This is a genomic window from Aliidiomarina haloalkalitolerans, from assembly GCF_003987315.1.
In the GTDB taxonomy this organism is placed as follows: domain Bacteria; phylum Pseudomonadota; class Gammaproteobacteria; order Enterobacterales; family Alteromonadaceae; genus Aliidiomarina; species Aliidiomarina haloalkalitolerans.
Window position 1 is genome coordinate 69,833 of record NZ_PIPI01000001.1, and the last position, 19,361, is coordinate 89,193.

The window sequence follows — 19,361 nt, forward strand, 5'->3', positions numbered from 1 at the left end:
GAACGAATCATGTCTGAGAAGAAATTAGGTGGCGCAGGTTTGCGCGGACAAGTTGCTGGCGAAACTGCGTTATGTACGGTTGGTAAAAGCGGTTCTGGCCTCACGTATTATGGCTATGACATTAAAGAGTTGGCCGACAAAGTTAGTTTTGAAGAAGTGGCGTATTTGTTGGCGAAAGGTGAGTTACCGAACGCAGCGCAACTTGCTGACTACAAAGCTCGCTTAAAGCAACAGCGCGGCTTGCCACAGGCATTGAAAGACGTGCTTGAGCGTATCCCTGCAGACGCACACTCAATGGATGTTATGCGTACCGGTTGTTCATTCCTTGGCAACATTGAGCCAGAAGAAGACTTTAGCCAAGCTGATGCGAAAATTGAGCGTTTGTTAGCAGCATTCCCAAGTATCTTGTTGTACTGGTACCGTTTCAGCCACGATGGCGTGCGCATTGAAACGCAAACGGATGACGATTCAATTGGTGCACACTTCTTGCATTTATTGCATGACAAAGCGCCAAGCGAACTGCATACCGCAGTTATGAATACCTCGTTGATTCTGTATGCAGAGCATGAATTCAATGCGTCGACCTTTACGGCACGTGTTTGTGCCTCGACCTTGTCGGATATCTTCTCGTGTGTGACTGGCGCGATTGGTTCACTGCGTGGGCCATTGCATGGCGGTGCGAACGAAGCCGCTATGGAACTGATTGAGAATATGAAAGATGCGGACGACGCTGAGCAAACCCTAATGGGCATGTTAGAGCGCAAAGAGAAAATCATGGGCTTTGGTCACGCCATCTACCGTGAGTTTGACCCGCGCAATGACATTATTAAAGAATGGTCAGAAAAACTCTCGAAAGAGTTTGGTGACAGCCGTTTGTATGACGTGTCTGTGCGTTGTGAAGAAGTGATGTGGCGCGAGAAGAAGTTGTTCCCAAATGCGGACTTCTTCCACGCTTCGGCGTATCACTACATGGGCATTCCAACCAAATTATTTACGCCGATTTTCGTGATGTCGCGCGTGACAGGTTGGACGGCACACGTGAAAGAGCAGCGTGCGAACAACCGGATTATCCGCCCAAGTGCGGACTACACCGGCCCAGGTCCACGCCCAGTGCCTGCAATTAACGAGCGCTAAAATAGCCAAGGGAGAAGCGAGCGCTTCTCCCTTTTTTCGCTAAATTCAATTCAACGACTAGTTAGTGGTTCATTATGAATACTGAATATCGCAAACAGCTTCCTGGCACGAATCTTGAGTACTTCGATACCCGCGCAGCGGTCGAAGCGATTCAGCCAGGCGCTTATGAAAAACTCCCGTACACTTCACGGATTTTGGCGGAAAACTTAGTTCGTCGTTGCGAACCGAGCCGCTTAACCGCGTCTTTGCAGCAAATTATCGAACGCAAGCGCGACTTGGATTTCCCATGGTTCCCTGCACGCGTCGTGTGCCATGACATTCTGGGTCAAACCGCATTGGTTGACTTAGCCGGTTTACGTGACGCCATTGCTGCTAAAGGCGGTGATCCAGCCAAAGTAAACCCTGTAGTGCCGACCCAGTTAATTGTCGACCACTCGCTGGCTGTTGAACATGCGGGTTTTGAAAAAGACGCCTTTGAGAAAAACCGGGCGATTGAAGATCGCCGCAACGATGACCGTTTCCATTTCATTAACTGGACAAAAACGGCCTTTAAAAACGTTGACGTGATTCCGCCGGGTAACGGCATTATGCACCAGATCAACTTAGAAAAAATGTCACCGGTGGTGCAGATTCGTGACGGTGTGGCATTCCCAGACACCTGTGTGGGTACCGATAGTCACACGCCAATGGTCGACGCGCTTGGTGTTATTTCCGTTGGTGTCGGTGGCTTAGAAGCGGAAAGCGTAATGCTTGGCCGTGCCTCGTATATGCGTTTACCGGACATTATTGGTGTTGAGCTGACTGGCAAATTGCAGCCAGGCATTACCAGCACCGACTTAGTCCTCGCGATGACCGAGTTTTTACGTCGCGAGCGGGTGGTTGGCGCATACCTCGAGTTTTATGGTGAAGGCGCAGACAAACTGACCGTTGGTGATCGCGCGACAATTTCCAATATGACGCCAGAATATGGCGCCACTGCCGCAATGTTCTACATTGACCAGCAAACCATCGATTACTTAACGCTGACCGGCCGTGACGAGAAACAGGTTGCGTTAGTGGAAGCTTACGCAAAAGAGACCGGCTTGTGGGCAGACAGCCTGAAAACGGCCGAGTACGAGCGCGTACTCAGCTTTGACTTGAGTAAAGTACAACGTAACCTAGCTGGCCCTTCGAATCCGCACGCATTGCTGCCTGCGTCAGAACTCGCAGCTCGCGGCATTTCGGGTAAAGTTGAGAACGAAGAAGGCAAAATGCCGGACGGCGCTTGTATTATTGCGGCGATTACTAGCTGTACCAATACCTCGAACCCGCGCAATATGATTGCCGCCGGTTTGATTGCCCGTAACGCCAATAAATTAGGTTTAACCCGTAAGCCATGGGTGAAAACCTCGTTAGCACCGGGTTCGAAAACTGTAAAAATGTATTTGGAAGATGCGGAGCTACTGCCAGAACTTGAGCAGTTAGGCTTTGGTGTCGTCGCCTTTGCATGTACCACGTGTAACGGTATGAGCGGTGCCTTAGACCCGAAAATCCAAGAAGAAATTATTGCGCGTGACCTGTACGCGACGGCGGTATTGTCGGGTAACCGTAACTTTGACGGCCGTATTCACCCGTATGCCAAACAAGCGTTCTTGGCGTCGCCACCGCTGGTTGTGGCCTATGCGATTGCCGGTACTATTCGTTTTGACATCGAAAAAGATGCGCTCGGTTATGACCAAGATGGCAACCCGGTGACCTTGAAAGATATTTGGCCGAGCGACGAAGAGATCGACGCGATTGTGAAGCAAGCAGTGAAGCCAGAACAGTTCCGTAAGGTCTACGACCCGATGTTTAACATTTCCGTCGACATGGGTGAGAAAACGAATCCGTTGTACGACTGGCGTCCACAAAGCACTTATATTCGTCGTCCACCGTATTGGGAAGGCGCATTGGCGAGTGCGAATAGCTTAAAAGGCCTGCGTCCGTTGGCGGTGCTTGGTGACAATATTACCACCGACCATTTGTCACCGTCGAATGCGATTATGGCGGACAGTGCGGCTGGTGAATACCTAGCAAAAATGGGTGTGCCGGAAGAAGACTTTAACTCGTACGCGACCCACCGTGGTGATCATTTAACCGCACAGCGCGCAACCTTTGCCAACCCGAAACTGTTTAATGAAATGGTGAAGGACGAGAGCGGCAAAGTGGTGCAAGGTTCGTTAGCGCGAGTTGAGCCAGAAGGCAAAGTGATGCGCATGTGGGAAGCAATTGAAACCTATATGGAACGCAAACAGCCGTTGATTATCATTGCTGGCGCTGACTATGGTCAGGGATCGTCACGGGACTGGGCTGCTAAAGGTGTGCGCTTAGCCGGTGTCGAAGCGATTGTTGCTGAAGGTTTCGAGCGGATTCACCGCACCAACTTGATTGGTATGGGTGTGTTGCCATTGGAATTCTTGCCGGGTACTACACGCTTAACCTTAAACATCGATGGCACCGAAACCTACGATGTGGAAGGTGAGATTGCACCGGGTGCGGAAATGACCTTGATTATTCATCGTGCCAATGGTGAGCGAGTTGACGTGCCAGTGAAATGTCGTCTCGACACTGGCGAAGAAGTCTCAATTTATGAGGCAGGCGGTGTGTTGCAACGCTTTGCACAAGACTTCTTAGCAAACGCTTAAAACGTAAGACTAGGCAATGGGAGCAGGCAACTGCTCCCATTTTTTAGCGTTGGAGTAACTATGTTTAAACCACAGATTAAGATTCCTGCCACGTATATGCGTGGAGGCACCAGTAAAGGGGTGTTCTTTCGGTTGGATGATTTACCGGCCGAAGCGCAGCAACCAGGAGCCGCGCGCGACGCTATCTTATTGCGTGTGATTGGCTCGCCAGACCCATACGGTAAACACACCGACGGCATGGGCGGAGCAACCTCAAGTACGAGTAAAACCGTTATTTTGTCGAAGAGTCAGCAAGCGGATCATGACGTTGATTACCTGTTTGGTCAGGTCGCAATCGACAAGCCGTTTATTGATTGGAGCGGCAACTGCGGCAACTTGACTTCAGCGGTCGGTTCGTTTGCCGTGAGCGCGGGTCTCGTACCAGCCGATCGTATTCCAGAAAATGGCACGGTGGTGGTCCGCATTTGGCAAGTGAACATTCAGAAAACCATTATTGCCCATGTGCCGATCACGAACGGGGAAGTGCAAGAAACCGGTGATTTCGAACTGGACGGTGTGACCTTCCCAGCTGCCGAAGTGCCCATTGAGTTTCTTGACCCAGCCGACGGTGAGGGCGCTATGTTCCCGACCGGTAACGTGGTTGATGAGCTTGAAGTCCCGGGTGTTGGGGTGTTTCCTGCGACCTTGATTAACGCAGGTATCCCGACCATTTTCGTCAACGCGGCAGATATCGGCTACAGCGGTACGGAGCTGCAAGGCGCGATTAATGAAGACCCGAAAGCATTGGCGATGTTCGAAACCATTCGCGCCTATGGTGCGGTGAAAATGGGTTTAATCAAAGACATCGCTGAAGCGGAAAGCCGCCAACATACACCGAAAGTAGCCTTTGTGGCAGCGCCAGCAAGTTACAGTGCGTCGAGCGGAAAGGTAGTGGAAGCGAACGACATCGACTTGAACGTGCGTGCGCTGTCGATGGGCAAGCTGCATCATGCCATGATGGGCACCGCAGCGGTTGCTATTGGCACTGCTGCTGCGATTCCGGGCACCTTAGTGAACTTAGCTGCCGGTGGTGGCGAACGTACGGCAGTGACCTTTGGCCACCCGTCCGGCACGCTGCGCGTTGGTGCCGAAGCTGCACTCGTTGACGGTGAGTGGATAGTGAAAAAAGCCCTGATGAGCCGCAGTGCACGCGTGCTGATGGAAGGCTGGGTACGAGTGCCAGGTGATTGTTTTTAAAAGATGACTGACAAGATGTTAGCTGTTAGAAAAACTCCCGCATTTGCGGGAGTTTTTGTTTTACGGCCGACCGTTAAAACTAGTTATCAAGGAAGTCACGCCTAAGCTAACCTGACTGCATTAACTTATCCGCTGCTTTTGCTAAAAAATCAGAGCGGTCTTTAAACTCGTGATGAAAACTAACATATGCGTCTACACGAGCGATTAAGGGTTCTGCCAAGGTAATATTAATGCGCTTTTGTTTTCCTTTTAAACTTTCTACGGGCACTTCAACAGCTAGCCATTCATCAAAATCAGGGTAGTCATTGCGGTAATCAGTATAGCCTACGTCTAAAGATGCTAAATTATGGCCATCAGCTACCATTTCTGCGGCCATTTCCAATATCGCGGCTTTGGCGCGGTAGAGGATTTCCTTCTGCTCGTCAGCGGCAGACACACAACCGTAACCAAACTGCTCAAACACCGGAACCACAATACCCCACGAGGTGTCCTCTTGTGGTCGCTCAATTCCAACCATAAATAACATAGAGACCTCACTTTTAAACCATTTAAATTAGACTGCTAAATGCCGGCTAACTTTCGTATACTTTTTAAAGTGCCGATGGGCATGTGCTTTTTTGGATGAGGCACCGAAAATTTATTCCCTGTTAAAGGGGAATACCAGATTTGATGGTCACCTTTGCCATGCCTGACAAACTCGCACCCATTGGCTTTCAGCTGCTTTATTAATTCCTTTGAATTCATGTGCGTCCTTGCCCTTGCACCTCAATACAAATATACACACATGTGTGTATATTGCAAGCTCTAACCATACGTCGATAAGCTATTTAACTATCGGCCAGCCACCCAAACTCTGATAACGGTTAACCATCCAGCAGAACAGCTCGGCAGTGCGTTCGGTGTCATACACTGCGCTGTGGGCTTCTTTGCCATCAAAAGCGATGCCAGCGGCGTGACAGGCTTTGACCAGCACGGTTTGGCCGAGTGTCAGTGCCGCCATGGAAGCCGTGTCAAAGCTGACAAACGGATGAAACGGGTTACGTTTGAGGCTGGCGCGTTCGGCAGCAGCCATGACGAAGCTGTGGTCAAAATTGGCGTTATGACCGACGAGGACTGAACGCTGACAGCCTGCTGCTTTTTGCGCTTTGCGTATGGCTTTGAAAATGTCGCGCAAGGCTTCACCTTCTGCGCGTGCGCCGCGCAGGGGGCTGAACGGATCAATGCCGTTAAACTCAATTGCCGCTTGCTCGATATTGGCACCTTCAAAAGGTTCAATATGGGCATGATGGGTGGCAACAGGCACAAGCTCGCCGTCGTCGTTAAAGTCGACAATCACTGCCGCAATTTCGAGTAAGGCGTCGGTTTTCGGGTTAAAGCCGGCGGTTTCGACATCGATGACAACCGGTAAATAACCGCGAAAACGGTCTTTGATAGCAGGTTTAGCAGACATTAAATTTCCGTTTTCTCTTTGAATTCACAAAGATCTTCAATTAAACAAGAGCCGCAGCGCGGTTTACGTGCGATGCAGGTGTAGCGGCCATGGAGAATGAGCCAATGGTGTACGTCGACTTTAAATTCTGCGGGAACGACTTTAAGTAAGCGTTTCTCGACAGCGTCGACGGTTTTGCCGGGCGCAAATTTGGTGCGGTTACTAACCCGATAAATGTGCGTGTCGACGGCAATCGTTGGCCAACCGAATGCAGTGTTTAAAACCACGTTGGCGGTTTTCCGGCCGACCCCTGGCAGCGCTTCGAGGGCTTCGCGATTTTCTGGGACAATGCCGCCATGCTGTTCAACTAAAATGCGGCACGTTTTAATTACGTTTTCGGCTTTGGTGTTAAACAGCCCAATGGTTTTAATGTAATGTTTAACGCCGTCGACGCCGAGCGCGAGCATATCCGCGGGATTATTGGCGACGTCGAAGAGTGGCCCAGTGGCTTTATTAACGCCAACATCGGTCGCTTGGGCGGACAACAACACAGCAATCAGCAATTCGAAAGGATTACTAAAATTAAGCTCCGTCGTTGGGTGCGGATTGTTGTCACGCAGCCGTGTTAATATTTCAATACGTTTTTGTTGATTCATAACCTGTTTAATTCACTGTCGTTACTCGTGCACGTTGAGCTTTCTCAATCGGTGCTTTGGCAAGCTTGGCTTTGCGGCGACCGTCAATCCAGTTCTTGCCGGCAATCAGGAAGCCCATCCCTAAAAATGCGCCCGGCGGTAAAATAGCGAGCAGGAGGGGATAGTCAAACGAGAATAATTGTATTTTTAAATCGCGCGCCCACTCGCCGAGTAAGAGTTCGGCGCCGGCAAACAAGGTTCCTTGGCCGAGTATCTCGCGTAGGGCACCGAGAGCGACTAACACCAACGTAAAACCGAGTCCCATCATCAGGCCATCGAACGCTGAGTTATACCAATTGTTTTTCGATGCATAGGCTTCCGCTCGACCAATAATCGCACAGTTGGTGACAATTAGTGGAATGAAAATACCTAATGCCATAAACAAGCCATAAGTAAAGGCGTTCATGGTTAGCTCAACGAGGGTTACAAACGTCGCGATGACGATCACGAAGACTGGGATACGAATTTCATTCGGCACCCAGTTGCGCACTAATGAGACCGTTATGTTCGAACCGACGAGAACAAGCATAGTCGCAATGCCAAGACCTAAGGCGTTGGTCACCGTGCCTGTTACGGCTAATAAAGGACATAAGCCGAGTAACTGCACGAGAGCGGGGTTATTTTCCCACAAGCCGTCATTTGCCAGCGTTTGATACTCAGTACTCATACGGTTGCTCCTCTCTGCCTAAAGGATCGTTGGCTAAAGGCTCGCCAATGCAGTTTGCTGGCGCTGCGAATAGGCTATCCATATTGTTTTGGGCATACCAAGCGGTGCGTTGTACCGCAGCGATAACTGCACGGGGGGTAATGGTTGCGCCAGTAAATTGATCAAACATGCCGCCGTCACGACGGACTCGCCAACGGGCGTCATTTTCTGTACGCACACGCTCGCCATTGAAAGACAAAATCCAATCGTCGCGCTGCACTTCGATCTTGTCACCCAGCCCAGGTGTCTCGCGATGCTGAAGGACGCGAACGCCTTTAATTTGGCCCTGCAGGTTTACTGCAACAAGTAAGTGAATGGCGCCGCTATAGCCGTCGGGGGCGGTGGTGCGAATCGCTAAAGCATTCGGCTCGCTAGCCAAGCGTGAGCGATAGACCGGTTGTTCGGCTAAGCCTAAGGCTTCTGGTGCTTGAATCAGAGCGCAATCGCGATACAGATCATTGTCATGTAAGGCGGGTGGAATGAGCTCGTTGAGCGTGCGCATGAGTTCGTTGCGCTGTTGTTCAGCAATTCGGTCGGCGGTGAGAACCTGGGTGGTCACAACGAGAGCTGTCGCCACCACGGCAAATCCGCCTAAAATGAGACCGTTTTTACGCATCGATTTTAGCATGTTAGCGTTGACCTCCGGCCTGTCCGTACGCTGTTGGGCGGGTATATTGGTCGATCACCGGCACACACAAATTCGCCAATAACACAGCAAATGCGATGGCGTCTGGATAACCACCAAAGCTACGAATAACATAAATCAGCACGCCGACGAGGGCGGCGTAAATGAGTTTGCCGCGATTTGACGTTGCAGCTGAAACCGGGTCAGTGGCGATGAAAAATGCCGCTAACATGGTCCCGCCACTAAACAAATGAATATTTAAGCCGGGTAGGGCATCTGGCGCGGCAAGACTACCGATAATGGCGGCGACGGCTAAGGCACCGAGTAGTGCTGCAGGAATATGCCATTGAATGATCCGCTGCTGGAGTAACATCAAGCCACCAAATAAGTAGGCGACGTTGACCCACAGCCAGCCATGTCCGGCAAAGGCACCAAAAATTGGTTTGCTTAAGCTTTCGCTCAGCGTCAACCCTTGGGCGAGATCCGTTTTAATTTGATCGAGCGGTGTTGCCATAACCACGGCGTCAAATAATTGACCGGTTGCGACGGCACGCACTTGATCAACGCTGTAACCAGCGCTGGTGTATTGCACTAAGATTAAGCGCAATGAGTCCCACCAACCGATGCTTTCACCACTGAGGGTTACGGGTGGTAACCAACTGGTCATTTGCACCGGAAAGGAAATCAGTAAGAGCACGTAAGCGGCCATGGCTGGGTTAAAAATGTTATGTCCAATGCCGCCGAACAGGTGCTTGACCACGACGATGGCGAAGATTGTCCCGATGACAATCACCCACCACGGAGCCAGCGGCGGAATACTCACTGCGAGTAAGGCGGCTGTGACTAAGGCCGAGTAGTCTTGCAGACCACGTAATGGCGAGCGTTCGCGAGCGATTAAGCAAAGCGATTCAGCACAAACAGCAGTGAAGCCGGCAATTAGTAGCTGCCAAACAATGCCCCAACCAAAGAAATAAAATTGGGCAAGTACACCCGGTACCATGGCAAGCAAAACTAACTGCATCAGCCTTGAGGTGGTGCGCTTTTGATGGTTATGTGGTGAAGACGCTATAAAGAAACTCATGATGATTCACCGTCCTCTTGTTTTTCTTGTTGTGCGGCAGCGTCGCGTTCAGCTTTACGGGCTTTGGCGCGAGCAACGGCAGCAGCAACTTGGGCTTTTTTGTCGTCGTCGGCTTTCTGTTGGTCATCAGCTTGGGCCAGAGCCGCTTCGCGTTCAGCTTTACGGGCTTTAGCACGAGCAACGGCAGCAGCGACTTGGGCTTTTTTGTCGTCTGCTGGCGCATCGGTTGATTCGCTAGCAGGTTCAGCAGCTTGCTGCGCAGCCTTTTTGGCTTTCACTCGCGCTAAAGCAGCTTTGACCGGATCTTCTTCACCGCTATCGGCGCGCGCCGCTTGAGCAGCTTTACGGGCTTCGGCAGCCTTGCGATGTTTCTCTAAGCGCTCTTCTTTTTCACGCTCAAGGCGCGCCTGACGTGCTTCAAAACGCTGACGAGCGATTTCTGACTTTTGCTGTTCAATCAGCTGCTCACGAATTTCTGCTTTGGCTTGGCGATAGTACTGCACCAAGGGAATTTCGCTTGGGCAAACATAAGCACAGGCGCCACACTCAATACAGTCGGCTAAGTGATGCTGCTTGAGGCCGTCGTAATCTTTGGCTTTGGCTAACCATTGCAGCTGTTGTGGTAGCAATGAGGCCGGGCAAACTTGTTCACAAGCGCCACAGCGGATACATGCCATTTCGTGCTCAGGCGGCGCTAGTTCTTTGGCGCTCGGTGCCAGGATACAGTTGGTGGTTTTAATCACCGGCACCTGCAATGACGCGATCGTATAACCCATCATTGGACCGCCAATGATCACGCGTTGTTTATTGGCTGGTTGAAAGCCACTGACACTGAGGATGTGGTCGATTGGTGTGCCGAGCGGTATCCAGGCGGTACCCGGTTTACTTAGTGCTTGGCCGGTAATTGTTACGACTCGCTCAATCAACGGCTCGCCATGATCAATTGCGCGCGCGACAGCGAAAGCAGTTCCCACGTTCTGAACGAGAATACCAATATCGGCTGGTAGCTGATCTGCGGGCACTTGTAGGCCAGTCAAAACCTGAATCAGCTGCTTTTCACCACCCGAAGGATAGCGGGTCGGAACCACGCGTAAGATCATTGTGTTGGTAACATTGGCGTCAGCTGCCAGTACCGTTTCGAATGCGGCAATTGCTTCTGGCTTGTTATCTTCGACGGCAATGACGACTTGCTTCGCAGCGGTAATGGTTTGCAATAATTGACTACCGCGAACAATCTCTGCGGCGTGTTCTCGCATGAGTCGATCGTCAGCGACAATGTACGGCTCACATTCAACACCGTTGATAATCAGCAGGTCGATGCCTTGGGCACCGGCAACTTTACGGGCGGTTGGAAAACCTGCGCCGCCGAGGCCTGCAATGCCCATGAGCTGAAGGTGCATTAAAATCTCACGGTGTGACAGGCGACTGAGATCATCAATCGGTTGCCGCTCAATCCATTGTTCTGCGCCATCCGGTTGCAGATAAGCAGTGGGGCCACTGAACCCCGACGGGTGGTTCAGCGGGTGGTCTTGAATTGCAACAATTGTCCCCGACGTCGAGGCATGAACTGGCAGGCCGTTATCGACGCCCGGCTGAGTTAATGCCTGGCCTTTGAGTACGTGGTCACCAACTTGCACACAAAGCTCGCCCGCAGGACCAGAATGTTGGCGCAATGGAATATACAGCATGGGCGCAAGCGGCAGTCGCTGAATCGGCGTTTGATTAGCAAGCGCTTTTTGTTCCGGCGGATGGATGCCCCCAGGAAAGTGATGTAATGGACTTGTGGCGGTAATTTCAATCACTGCGTCTGAACCTGCTTGTCTTCAGAATTTGAATGCTCGCTGCTTGCGGTAATGTCTTGGATTGGAATCTGATCGAGATTCCATTTCCAGCGTTCTGGTTTCACGGCTACGGCGACCATATCAATACAATCAACCGGACACGGCTCGACACAAAGGTCACAGCCGGTACATTCGTCGGCAATGACTGTATGCATCTGGCGGGCGGCGCCCAAAATGGCATCGACCGGGCACGCTTGAATACACTTAGTACAACCAATACATTCGTCTTCGCGAATTACAGCGACTTTTTTGACGTCTTCCTCGCCATGGGCAGCGTCCAATGGTTTGGCTTCACGACCGAGTAAATCGGCAAGCTTGTCAATGGTCGCTTGGCCACCAGGAGGGCACTTGTTAATTTCGTCGCCGTTAGCAATTGCTTCGGCGTAGGGGCGACAGCCGGGGTAGCCACATTGTCCACACTGAGTTTGCGGCAACAAGTTATCAATTTGCTCGACAATCGGGTCGCTCTCCACCCGAAAGCGGATGGCGGCAAAGCCTAAAATGAGACCAGCAACAAGAGCCAGTACCGCAAGTGCAAGAATGCCTAACAACCAACTCATGATGCGCTCACCAAGCCAGCAAAGCCCATAAATGCTAACGACATCAAGCCTGCAGTGATCATCCCAATGGCGGCACCTTTAAATGGCGAAGGGACGTCGGCTGCGGCAACGCGTTCGCGCAGCGCTGCAAAGAGAACTAAAACGAGTGAAAAACCAACTGCGGCACCAAAGCCGTAGACGATAGATTGGATAAAGTTATGTTGTTCATTCACGTTCAATAGCGCAACACCGAGCACAGCGCAGTTGGTGGTAATGAGCGGCAAGAAAATTCCCAAAAGGCGATAAAGGGTCGGACTAGTTTTATGTACGACCATTTCGGTGAATTGCACAACGACGGCAATGACCAAAATAAAACTTAAGGTTCGCAGCGACATTAAGTCGAGCGGCGCCAGTATATATTGGTTAACTAAATAACTACTCACAGACGCAAGCGTCAACACAAAGGTGGTCGCAAGTGACATGCCGATGGCCGTCTCTAATCTGTTTGAGACGCCCATGAACGGGCATAAACCAAGAAATTGCACGAGTACAAAGTTATTCACCAGTACGGTAGCAACTAATAGCAAGATGATTTCGGTCATTCGTCCTATCCGGATTTGCGAACATTAAGTCGAGATGGCTGCGACCTGCTATTATCAGGGTTTAAGCGTTGAGAAACAACTTACAGAATGTAGGTTTTTTATGCACTTGAGCGTTTAAATGACAACAGCCGCATGGATTTTTATGCAGCATTGCGGAAATTCAAGTAACATAGCGCGTTTGCGGTTGTCTGTAGAACCGTCAATTAGGCCATAGGAATTCGAGTTTGACATCAATCTTTCAGCGGCTTCGTACGCTCGATGAACGCACCTTCGACTGGCTTTATCAAGCCACCAGTGGGTTGCGTAAAAGCCGTTTGGCATTTTGGTTATCGCGCAGTGGTGATGGCCCGTATTATGCGTTGTTTGCGTTATTTTCAGCAATTGCTGCTATTGAAGGCAGCATGCTGTTTATCCAACGCGCATTATTGGCTTTCGCTATCGAAATCCCTTTATTTATTGGTTTAAAAAACATCTTACGGCGAGACCGACCGTGGCTACGGCTTAAATTCAAACCAGTGATAAAGCCTGCGGATCGCTTTTCGTTTCCGTCAGGCCACGCCACGGCAGCATTTTTGTTTGCTGCTTTGGTAATTGCTAGCTTTCCGGTGTGGGCGCCATTGTTTTATGGTTGGGCTACATTAGTCGCGATATCGCGCGTTGCCTTGGGTGTGCATTACCCAAGTGATGTGATTGCTGGCGCTATTCTTGGCACGTCAATCGCTGCGCTCGTGGTTGCGATTCTGCAGTAGTCGTTACTGTTTGTTTTAGAGCAGTTTTTCAGCCAAGCCAAAACCGAATCGCAAAACCGCATCACAACATCACATCGCAACGTCAGCACCAAACTATAACTCAGCAACTATAAACACGAAAAAAAGGCACAAAAAAAGCGCCTGAGGCGCTTGTGCTATTGTCGAAAAGTGGCTCCCCAGGTTGGATTCGAACCAACGACACATGGATTAACAGTCCACCGCTCTAACCGACTGAGCTACTGGGGAATCGACAATGATATGTAATCTAACTGGCGTTGAATGATTGGCTCCCCAGGTTGGATTCGAACCAACGACACATGGATTAACAGTCCACCGCTCTAACCAACTGAGCTACTGGGGAATCGTTCAACGGGGCGGAATGTTAATTGTCTCTTGCCTTGAAGTCAACATGTTCAGCCGACAAATTTGCCTAATTTTGTTTAACTGCATGGATTTTGAGCGTCTTGTCTTAGAAGTGTTCAATTCTGTCTATTTTGGCAAACTTTTGTCCGTTAATGCGGAAATTGAACGTTCACACTTGGTTAACATTTTATCCACACCAAGGAAGAGGTCACGTGTTCCGTGGCTTAGCCGATCTTATCCACTATTTCTGTGGATAAACCTGTGGGAAAGTATGTGAGTGAGCAACTAGGATGGGGGTTATAGCGGATTTTAGGTGCTGGCTAAAAAGTGGCATGAATTTTATAATCTTTTAAAATCAGTGAGTTACAAAAACCTTCCTACGAAGTCGGTATTTTGCACAGGTTTCGCCTGATTTTTCGGCGCTAATGTAAATTGCTTGTGTATTATTTTTAAAAAACCACTTAATTTTAGCCACATAACTTATTGTGAATTTAGTAGCTTAGACCGGAGTAACCACTCACATCGATGAAAAACTATACTATTTGCTAAATATGACAGCTTGACTTTGGTTGAAATATTCCATTCGCTTTCGAGTGAAAAAATCAGGCTAAAAGGTATAGTTTTAACTGGTTGGACGCATGACACGGATGTCGGCGTTAGATGGATGGGTTTTGCAAACAAAAAAGCCCCGCAAATTCGTTTTGCGAGGCTTTCAGGGTTAGTTAAGGGGTAAGCTTAGCTATAAGCTTAAACTAGGCATATTTCGCGGCAAATTCAGCGATACGGCGAACCGCTTCATCGAGCGTATCGCGACTGGCGGCGAACGATAGGCGGAAATGACCTGGTGCACCAAATGCTGAACCCGGAACGAGCGCCACATTGGCTTCACTCAGTAAGCGTTCACAGAGTTCGACGTCGGTGTCGACCCCAACCGCTTGCATTAACCCTTCGATATTTGGAAACGCGTAGAAGGTTCCGTCGCCTGGGCGAACCTTGAGGCCTGGAATGTTACTTAAACCTGCAATTAAACGGTCATGGCGTGTACGGAATTCGCTGACCATCTCGCCGATAAAGCTTTGATCACCGGTTAATGCGGCAAGGGCTGCGTACTGGGAAATAGACGCAGGGTTCGAGGTGCTTTGTGATTGCACTTTTTTCATTGCCGCAATCAGTGGCTTCGGACCTGCGGCATAACCAATGCGCCAACCTGTCATCGCGTAGGCTTTAGAAACACCGGAAAGAACGACTGTGCGATCTTTTAAGTCAGGGGCGACCATCGGTAAATTGACGAATGGCTCTTCGGTCCAAAGAATGTGCTCATACATGTCGTCTGTTGCAATTAACACGCGAGGGTGTTTGCGCAAGACTTCCGCTAATGCTTTCAGCTCATCAGCTGAATAGGCCATACCGGTCGGGTTCGATGGGCTATTTAAGAACAGCAGCTTGGTTTTTGGTGTGATGGCTTGTTCAAGCTGCGCCGCAGTGATTTTGTAAGCTTGGTCAATGCCAGCTTCGATGACCACTGGGATTGCGCCAACTAATAACGTCATGTCTGGGTACGAAACCCAATAGGGCGCAGGAATAATCACTTCATCGCCTTCATCGAGCCAGGCCGTGAGCAGGTTGAAAATACTGTGTTTGCCACCGGCGGACACAAGTACTTCACTTGGCTCATAGCTGAGCTGATTGTCGCGTGCGAACTTGGCACAAATTGCTTTTTTAAGCTCTGGAATTCCATCCACCGCAGTATAGCGAGTATGGCCAGCATCGATAGCTTGCTTTGCTGCCTCGCGAATGAATTCAGGTGTTGTGAAATCGGGCTCGCCCACCCCTAAACCGATAACGTCAGCGCCAGCGGCTTTTAACTCGGCTGCTTTTTGACTCACAGCAAGTGTGGGCGACGGTTTAATGGCATTGACGCGTTGAGACAGCGGGTATTTTACTGAATTATCCACAAGGCACCTGTATGGGTAAATGTTGATTTTCAAGGGGGATTTTTGTGCCCCACACTATATGTGGAATCAACTTAAAAGTCTAGCGAGGGGAGCTGCTTTCAGCGGCCGAGTTCGTGGTATTTTTGAGGGTTTTTTGGTATACTCCGCGCTTCTCCTGAAACGGTTGTTAAGGGCTTGAGAGTTAAGGAACCTAGATGTCGGTCAGTGCCCAAGAAAAATCGAAGCTAATCTTAACCGGGCCGATCGCGCCGACACTCTGGTCACTCACCTGGCCAATGATTTTTGGTGTGGCCACCCTGATTAGTTTTAATGTGGTTGATACCTTTTTCATTAGCCTTTTGGGTACTGAAGAACTCGCCGCAATTGGTTTTACCTTTCCTGTTACATTCACTGTTATTAGTTTAACGATTGGTTTGGGTATCGGCACATCAGCCGTGATTGCCCGTAAACTCGGGGCCGATGATCACGAGGGTGCCCGTCATGCTGGTAGTTCAGCGCTGTGGTTAGCCGCAGGACTGGTGGCGCTGCTCGCCGCGATTGGTTACTTGAGTTCGGATTTTATTTTTAGTCGCCTGGGCGCATCAGCGTCCATTAAAACGCTGATCGACAGTTACATGAATATCTGGTTTCTCGGCGCTGTGCTGCTGGTGATTCCGATGATCGGTAATAGCGTGTTGCGTGCAGCCGGTGATACTAAAACACCGTCGCTGATCATGGCGCTCGGCGGTCTCATGAACGCTGTGCTCGATCCGATTCTTATTTTTGGCTTAGGTCCGATTCCGGCACTGGGTATTCAAGGCGCTGCGATCGCCAGCGTGATTTCTTGGAGCGTCGGCTTCTCGGCGATTATCTATTTACTGATTTGGCGCCGTCGTTTAATTGACCCATTGCCCGAGAGTGTGCTGGCATTCTGGCAGCAATCGCGGCAGTTATTGTCCATTGGTCTTCCAGCAGCGAGTGCGAATATGTTAACGCCACTTGCACTTGGGGTACTGACGGCAATTGTTGCGACCCATGGCGCACCGGCTGTTGCCGCATTTGGTGCTGGGGCGCGGTTGGAATCTATCGCGTCGGTCGTGATTCTGGCATTGTCGATGACCTTGCCACCTTTTATCAGTCAGAATTTTGGCGCTGGGCAAATGGACCGGGTGCAAGACGCTTATAAAGTGGCCTTGAAGCTGGTGATAGCAGTGCAGGCGGTGGCCTATGTGCTGATGCTCTTGCTCTTACCCGTGATTCAGATGGCCTTTGCTCGAGATGCCGAGGTTGCACGAGTCTTGGCGTGGTTTGTCTGGATCATGCCACTTGGCTATGGTGTGCAGGGCTGTATTATTCTGACCAATTCATCATTGAATGCCTTGCACCGTCCAATGCAGGCACTCAGTTTAAGCCTCGTTCGCTTGTTTGTGATGTTCGTGCCATTGTCTTGGCTCGGCAATCAGTTAGCTGGGTTACCGGGACTATTTGCCGGTGGGGTCATCGCCAACATTCTTACCGCAGTGATCGCCTACCGTTGGTTTATGCGTTTAACCAACGACCTGCGTGGTGAGATACCCCCAGCAGCGTTAGCAAAGGCAGCAAAGGCAGCAAAAGCACAGGAGTCTAGTCATGGCGCGTGAGCAGTCGCGAGAGTTTCAATTGGTGTCCGATTACCAACCCGCAGGTGATCAGCCGACCGCCATTGCGAAGATCATCGAGAACCTTGATGCGGGTCTTGCGCAGCAAGTCCTGCTCGGGGTGACGGGCTCCGGTAAGACTTTCACCATGGCCAATGTGATTGCAAAGACCAATCGTCCGACTTTAATTCTGGCGCACAACAAGACGTTAGCGGCTCAGTTGTATGGTGAAATGAAAGAGTTCTTCCCCAACAATGCGGTGGAATATTTTGTTTCCTACTACGACTATTATCAGCCGGAAGCATACGTACCGACCACCGATACCTTCATTGAGAAAGACGCGTCGATTAACGAGCATATTGAACAAATGCGCTTGTCAGCGACCAAGGCTTTAATGGAGCGTCGTGACGTGGTTTTGATTGCGTCAGTGTCGGCTATTTATGGTTTGGGCGACCCTGACTCGTACATGAAGATGATGCTGCACTTACGTCGCGGTGACATGATTGACCAACGGGATATTGTGCGTACTTTGGCGACTTTGCAGTACACCCGTAACGACGCGGCATTTACCCGCGGTACTTACCGAGTACGTGGGGAAGTGATCGACATTTTTCCGGCAGAGTCGGACGACCTTGCGGTGCGTGTTGAGTTGTTTGACGATGAAATCGAGCGCATTAGTTTGTTTGAACCGCTAACAGGGCAGATATTGCAGGGCGATATTGCGCGTTTTACCGTGTATCCGAAAACTCACTATGTGACGCCGCGAGAAAAAATCATTGACGCGATTGATCGGATTAAAGAAGAACTGAAAGAGCGTCGCCAGCAATTTTTGGACGCTGGTAAATTAATTGAAGAGCAGCGGATTCGCGAGCGCACTCAATTTGATATCGAAATGATGTTAGAGCTTGGTTATTGCTCGGGCATCGAGAACTATTCGCGTTATTTGTCCGGCCGTGCGCCCGGCGAGCCACCACCGACACTCATGGACTACTTGCCTGACGACGCATTACTGATTATTGACGAGTCGCACGTTACGGTTTCACAAGTTGGCGCGATGTATAAAGGCGACCGTTCTCGTAAAGAAAACTTGGTCGGCTATGGCTTCCGTTTACCTTCGGCGCTAGACAATCGGCCATTGAAATTCGATGAGTTTGAAGCGATTTCACCGCAGACGATTTATGTTTCGGCGACACCGGGCAAATATGAATTAGAAAAATGTGCGAATGAAGTCGTTGAACAGGTCGTGCGGCCAACAGGCTTGATTGACCCAGAAATCGAAGTGCGCCCGGTGGCCACCCAAGTCGATGACGTCATGTCAGAAATTCGTGCCCGAGCAGAGCGCAATGAGCGGGTGTTAATTACCACCTTGACCAAGAAGATGGCTGAGGACTTAACTGATTATCTTGACGATCATGGGATTAAAGTCCGCTATTTGCACTCGGATATCGATACGGTTGAGCGCATGGAGATTATTCGTGATTTACGCTTAGGCGAGTTTGATGCGCTGGTGGGCATTAACTTGCTGCGGGAAGGTCTGGATATGCCGGAAGTCTCGTTAGTAGCGATTTTAGATGCCGATAAGGAAGGCTTTTTGCGGGCTGAACGTTCGTTGATTCAGACTATTGGTCGGGCAGCACGAAACATTAATGGTCGTGCAATTTTGTATGCGGATCGAATTACCGGCTCGATGCAACGCGCGTTGGATGAAACCAAGCGCCGTCGCGACAAACAGATTGCCCACAACCTTGAGCAGGGCATTACACCTCAGGGATTGAATAAGAAGATTACCGATGTCATGGACTTGGGCGGTAACGCTGACAAACGCCGCCGCGACAAAGAACGAGTGAAAGCTGCTGCAGCGGGAATTCGCTTGCCGAAGTATCGGGATCCAAAAGAAATTGCTCAGGAAATCACGCTGCAAGAGAAAGCCATGTATGCGGCAGCACAGAACCTCGAGTTCGAAAAAGCAGCGAAAATTCGCGATCAGTTACATGAACTGCGCGAACAACTGAAAACCTATGGTTAAATTGCCAACGAACTGAGTTAAATTTCAACAGTTAGACCGGTTGGTTAAAATTTCTGGTTGACAGGGCAGGCGGCAGCCCTATAATACCCGCCTGCAACTCA

At 50.2% G+C, this 19,361-nt stretch carries 17 protein-coding genes and 2 tRNA genes; 6 read left to right on the forward strand and 13 right to left on the reverse strand.

The features are described from left to right. Positions 1-9: 9 nt before the first annotated feature. The 3 genes from prpC (at position 10) to prpF (ending at position 5,033) form a co-directional block, all read left to right on the forward strand. A complete protein-coding gene (gene prpC, locus CWE06_RS00340) occupies positions 10-1,134 on the forward strand; it encodes a bifunctional 2-methylcitrate synthase/citrate synthase (RefSeq protein WP_126790339.1) in 1,125 nt (374 codons plus the stop codon). Positions 1,135-1,208: 74 nt separating this feature from the next. Then, complete coding sequence (gene acnD, locus CWE06_RS00345) at positions 1,209-3,797, forward strand: Fe/S-dependent 2-methylisocitrate dehydratase AcnD (protein WP_126790340.1); 2,589 nt, start codon at positions 1,209-1,211, stop codon at positions 3,795-3,797. Positions 3,798-3,857: 60 nt separating this feature from the next. Next, a complete protein-coding gene (gene prpF, locus CWE06_RS00350; protein WP_126790341.1) occupies positions 3,858-5,033 on the forward strand; it encodes a 2-methylaconitate cis-trans isomerase PrpF in 1,176 nt (391 codons plus the stop codon). A gap of 106 nt (positions 5,034-5,139) precedes the next feature. Here the strand turns inward: prpF and CWE06_RS00355 are convergent, their stop codons facing one another. From CWE06_RS00355 to rsxA, 10 genes are all read right to left on the reverse strand, one after another. Then, positions 5,140-5,559 (reverse strand): type II toxin-antitoxin system HicB family antitoxin, encoded by a 420-nt coding sequence (locus tag CWE06_RS00355; protein WP_126790342.1) that lies wholly within the window; start codon positions 5,557-5,559, stop codon positions 5,140-5,142. Positions 5,560-5,594: 35 nt separating this feature from the next. After that, a complete protein-coding gene (locus CWE06_RS00360; RefSeq protein WP_126790343.1) occupies positions 5,595-5,777 on the reverse strand; it encodes a type II toxin-antitoxin system HicA family toxin in 183 nt (60 codons plus the stop codon). A gap of 79 nt (positions 5,778-5,856) precedes the next feature. Next, positions 5,857-6,483 carry a ribonuclease T gene (gene rnt / locus CWE06_RS00365; RefSeq protein ID WP_126790344.1) on the reverse strand — a complete coding sequence of 209 codons (627 nt, stop codon included), beginning with the start codon at positions 6,481-6,483 and terminating at the stop codon, positions 5,857-5,859. Continuing rightward, positions 6,483-7,118, reverse strand: coding sequence for an endonuclease III (nth, locus tag CWE06_RS00370; RefSeq protein ID WP_126790345.1), 636 nt, complete (start codon positions 7,116-7,118; stop codon positions 6,483-6,485). The genes rnt and nth overlap by 1 nt, the downstream gene beginning before the upstream one ends. A 7-nt stretch (positions 7,119-7,125) precedes the next feature. Beyond that, positions 7,126-7,824 (reverse strand): electron transport complex subunit E, encoded by a 699-nt coding sequence (locus CWE06_RS00375; RefSeq protein WP_126790346.1) that lies wholly within the window; start codon positions 7,822-7,824, stop codon positions 7,126-7,128. Continuing rightward, entirely contained in the window at positions 7,814-8,491 is a 678-nt protein-coding gene (gene rsxG / locus CWE06_RS00380; protein ID WP_126790347.1) for an electron transport complex subunit RsxG, read from the reverse strand. Before rsxG ends, CWE06_RS00375 begins: the two co-directional genes overlap by 11 nt. A 1-nt stretch (position 8,492) precedes the next feature. Continuing rightward, positions 8,493-9,569 (reverse strand): electron transport complex subunit RsxD, encoded by a 1,077-nt coding sequence (gene rsxD / locus CWE06_RS00385; protein ID WP_126790348.1) that lies wholly within the window; start codon positions 9,567-9,569, stop codon positions 8,493-8,495. After that, positions 9,566-11,371, reverse strand: a complete 1,806-nt coding sequence (gene rsxC, locus CWE06_RS00390; RefSeq protein ID WP_126790349.1) for an electron transport complex subunit RsxC — start codon at positions 11,369-11,371, stop codon at positions 9,566-9,568. The genes rsxD and rsxC overlap by 4 nt, the downstream gene beginning before the upstream one ends. Next, on the reverse strand, positions 11,368-11,970 hold the full coding sequence (gene rsxB / locus CWE06_RS00395; protein ID WP_126790350.1) for an electron transport complex subunit RsxB: 603 nt from the start codon (positions 11,968-11,970) through the stop codon (positions 11,368-11,370). Before rsxB ends, rsxC begins: the two co-directional genes overlap by 4 nt. Then, a complete protein-coding gene (gene rsxA, locus CWE06_RS00400) occupies positions 11,967-12,551 on the reverse strand; it encodes an electron transport complex subunit RsxA (RefSeq protein ID WP_126790351.1) in 585 nt (194 codons plus the stop codon). Before rsxA ends, rsxB begins: the two co-directional genes overlap by 4 nt. 224 nt (positions 12,552-12,775) lie before the next feature. Here rsxA and CWE06_RS00405 point away from each other — a divergent pair, with 224 nt between their 5' ends. Then, on the forward strand, positions 12,776-13,300 hold the full coding sequence (locus tag CWE06_RS00405; protein ID WP_126790352.1) for a phosphatase PAP2 family protein: 525 nt from the start codon (positions 12,776-12,778) through the stop codon (positions 13,298-13,300). Between the two features lie 169 nt (positions 13,301-13,469). Here the strand turns inward: CWE06_RS00405 and CWE06_RS00410 are convergent. The 3 genes from CWE06_RS00410 to CWE06_RS00420 form a co-directional block, all read right to left on the reverse strand. Then, positions 13,470-13,546, reverse strand: a tRNA-Asn gene (locus CWE06_RS00410). 38 nt (positions 13,547-13,584) lie between these two features. Next, positions 13,585-13,661 (reverse strand) — tRNA-Asn (locus CWE06_RS00415). A 754-nt stretch (positions 13,662-14,415) separates the two neighbouring features. Beyond that, positions 14,416-15,618, reverse strand: a complete 1,203-nt coding sequence (locus tag CWE06_RS00420; protein ID WP_126790353.1) for a pyridoxal phosphate-dependent aminotransferase — start codon at positions 15,616-15,618, stop codon at positions 14,416-14,418. A gap of 194 nt (positions 15,619-15,812) precedes the next feature. Here CWE06_RS00420 and CWE06_RS00425 point away from each other — a divergent pair, with 194 nt between their 5' ends. Continuing rightward, entirely contained in the window at positions 15,813-17,237 is a 1,425-nt protein-coding gene (locus tag CWE06_RS00425) for an MATE family efflux transporter (protein WP_126790354.1), read from the forward strand. Continuing rightward, positions 17,227-19,260, forward strand: coding sequence for an excinuclease ABC subunit UvrB (uvrB, locus tag CWE06_RS00430; RefSeq protein WP_126790355.1), 2,034 nt, complete (start codon positions 17,227-17,229; stop codon positions 19,258-19,260). Before CWE06_RS00425 ends, uvrB begins: the two co-directional genes overlap by 11 nt. Positions 19,261-19,361: the final 101 nt, after the last annotated feature.